This is a genomic window from Caldanaerobacter subterraneus (assembly GCF_004345675.1).
Lineage (GTDB): Bacteria > Bacillota > Thermoanaerobacteria > Thermoanaerobacterales > Thermoanaerobacteraceae > Thermoanaerobacter > Thermoanaerobacter subterraneus.
Genome location: NZ_SLWU01000065.1, coordinates 1 through 2,433 on the forward strand (window position 1 = coordinate 1; position 2,433 = coordinate 2,433).

Below are 2,433 nucleotides of genomic sequence, written 5' to 3' on the forward strand. Positions count from 1 at the left end.
CCTCTAAGTCATAATAGAATCCATCCATTTTTTTACACACCACCCAGAATCAATTCGGGTTGAAATTGTTTAACTTACCATATATTATATAGGTAAGAGAAGGAAAAGTAAAGGGAGGCGGTAACGTTAAATAGGGTTAAAAGGGGTGGGTAGTAGTTAGCTAAGATAGACTATTTCAAGTATAGTCTATCTTACCACACAAAAATTGTCAAAATTATAGAGTTTGATTAAGTTCAACAAACTATTGAATCAGTTTAGCTCAATTATCCACTTGGTAGCCATGTTTATTGAAGGAGGGTTCACGATGAAAAATAGAAGAAAAATCTTAAGTAGTATCTTTTTAGCTATGGTTATGATTGTAACTTTTTGTATTCAAGCTATGGCAACTGAAATCGAAAATGAAACTTATATTGAGGTTCCTATTGTCACAGTTAATGAAAATCTTAACGTGGCAGAGATTGGTAAAATACTTTCGGATTCAGCAAAAACATCCACAAATGATATCACAACGGCATCTACTCCTACTATAATTTATGCTACTATAACCCGATCCGGAAATACTGACACTTGTCATGTGTATTTAACCTGGAGTGGAACTGATCTATATTACGCTTGGCGTTTCAAATCTTTAACCATAGAGGATACGAGCTTTCTCTTTCCAAAAACGTATGCAACATTTGGGGATGGGAAGACGTACAGTACATACTATACTGGTGTCTCCAGCGTAGGTACAGTTTTTATTGGATATGCTACAATACCAACTCATGTTAATAAGGTAAAGGTAAGTGTTAAGGATTTACAGGGGTATAATCTGACTTCTGGTGGTTGGCTTTCAGCATTAACATTTACAGGTACAGTTACAATAAACTAAATAAAGAATTAAAACTTTTCAATGAAAAGGAGCTAAGACAATGAATAACAGAGAGAACTTAGTAAAAAAATATAAACATAAAATTACTCCTGGTGAAAAAAGTATTGAAGAGCTAATTGATTTCTTGAAACAGAAAGTGGATATTATAGAAATTTCCACAACAGACTTGCCAAAATCTATTATGCAGCACATTGTATTTAATGTCGTTCATTGTTTGCGAAATCAGCAATTAAATCTTACTGCTGATGAATTGAATTTCATTGCATACAAACTTTCCAAAAATGATAAAAGTAATTTGTACTATCAGTCCAATTATGCGCACATATCCAATAATGAAAAAGATGATATAATTTATGTTGTTTTTGAAACAAAAACAGGATGCATCCATTCAAATTGTAACAGATTGCTTTTAGAATTATTCATTGAACAAGGAATTAGTGAGTTTGATTATAAAAACAAAACACCTATGTTCTATGCTTACTTGGGCTATTTGGATGCGTATAATAATGGAGAATATTGAGTTTACAATAAGGTAAGCATAAAACAATCCACCTCATACAAATGTCAAGCATCCAGAAGTAAGAGCAGAAATATTAAAACAAAAGACAGTGGAAGTAATTAAGTCTCTTGAAAAGTGATAAAGTTTGAATTTTAATAATTGTTGGAATGTATTAGAATATAATTAAGAAATTTGTAATGGTTGTGTTTAAAATGACAAATTTTGATAATGATAAACTTGATGATATTATTTATTAAAATGCAAGGATGTTGCCTAAAAATGCTAAAAAAGAAGTTTTAGATTTTATAGAATATCTTATTCAAAAGAGAATGAGAATTGTGAAAGAATTATTTGAAACAACAAAAGAAACTAAACAAAGGTTGGAAGAATTGGGTTATACAGAAGTGAGTATTTCTAAATTTGTGGAAGGAATAAGGGATAACTCCAAGAAAGTTCCTACAAATAATTGAGGGGAGTTAAAGAGCGGCAGAACCGATGATTTTATAGTCAGCAAGGAGTAGAATGCTAACATTTTACTCTCTGCTGTTTTTTTATATTAAAGCTTTTGAAAATTTTCCAGGTCTATATTATAAATTTTCTTGCAATTTTCTATGACCATTTTCCTTAACTTTTCATGCCCACATATTTCTGAAAGATTTACAGCCTTTAAAAGAGAATCTATGTAGTTTTCTCTATTAAGCTTAAATTCGGCAATTCCCTTTCTGAAGTATAAAAGTGCCAACCCATTTAAAGTCTTGTTATCTATACAAGTTTTAATACCTTCTTCTGCGTAATAAAGCGCCTTATCATATATGGAAGATAGGTGATACGCATAGGAAAGGTTATAATATACCCTAATTCTTTCTTCTACATTGTCTGGCTCCAGTGCTTCTAAGCAGAAAAGAAGTATTTCTATACATTTTTCGTATGATTCTTTTTCTCTTAGTATAAGGGCGATATTCATTAAAATTCTAACTTCCATACTGCTGTACACAAAGCGGGTATAGTTAGAAAGAGAAAAATCTGGTATAGTGAGTTTCATGGCTTCAATCAATTTTTCTAA

General features: G+C 31.2%; 3 protein-coding genes and 1 pseudogene. 3 read left to right on the plus strand and 1 reads right to left on the minus strand.

Annotated features, from left to right (window positions below):
- The first annotated feature begins 304 nt into the window (after nt 1–304).
- The 3 genes from EV203_RS13195 (at nt 305) to EV203_RS13205 (ending at nt 1,840) form a co-directional block, all read left to right on the plus strand.
- A complete protein-coding gene (locus tag EV203_RS13195) occupies nt 305–871 on the plus strand; it encodes a hypothetical protein (protein ID WP_011026402.1) in 567 nt (188 codons plus the stop codon).
- A 40-nt stretch (nt 872–911) separates the two neighbouring features.
- Nucleotides 912–1,391 carry a hypothetical protein gene (locus tag EV203_RS13200; protein WP_011026401.1) on the plus strand — a complete coding sequence of 160 codons (480 nt, stop codon included), beginning with the start codon at nt 912–914 and terminating at the stop codon, nt 1,389–1,391.
- Nucleotides 1,392–1,636: 245 nt separating this feature from the next.
- The gene (locus EV203_RS13205; protein WP_011026400.1) at nt 1,637–1,840 is read left to right on the plus strand and encodes a DUF2281 domain-containing protein; all 204 of its coding nucleotides are present in this window, start codon (nt 1,637–1,639) and stop codon (nt 1,838–1,840) included.
- An 86-nt stretch (nt 1,841–1,926) separates the two neighbouring features.
- Here the strand turns inward: EV203_RS13205 and EV203_RS13210 are convergent.
- Nucleotides 1,927–2,433: pseudogene (locus EV203_RS13210) on the minus strand (tetratricopeptide repeat protein); the annotation flags it as partial.

What these genes read in the sequence shown, in the direction of transcription:
- EV203_RS13205 (WP_011026400.1), top strand. Translation starts at nt 1,637, where the DNA reads ATGTTGCCTAAAAATGCTAAAAAAGAAGTTTTAGATTTTATAGAATAT.
- EV203_RS13200 (WP_011026401.1), top strand. Translation starts at nt 912, where the DNA reads ATGAATAACAGAGAGAACTTAGTAAAAAAATATAAACATAAAATTACT.
- EV203_RS13195 (WP_011026402.1), top strand. Translation starts at nt 305, where the DNA reads ATGAAAAATAGAAGAAAAATCTTAAGTAGTATCTTTTTAGCTATGGTT.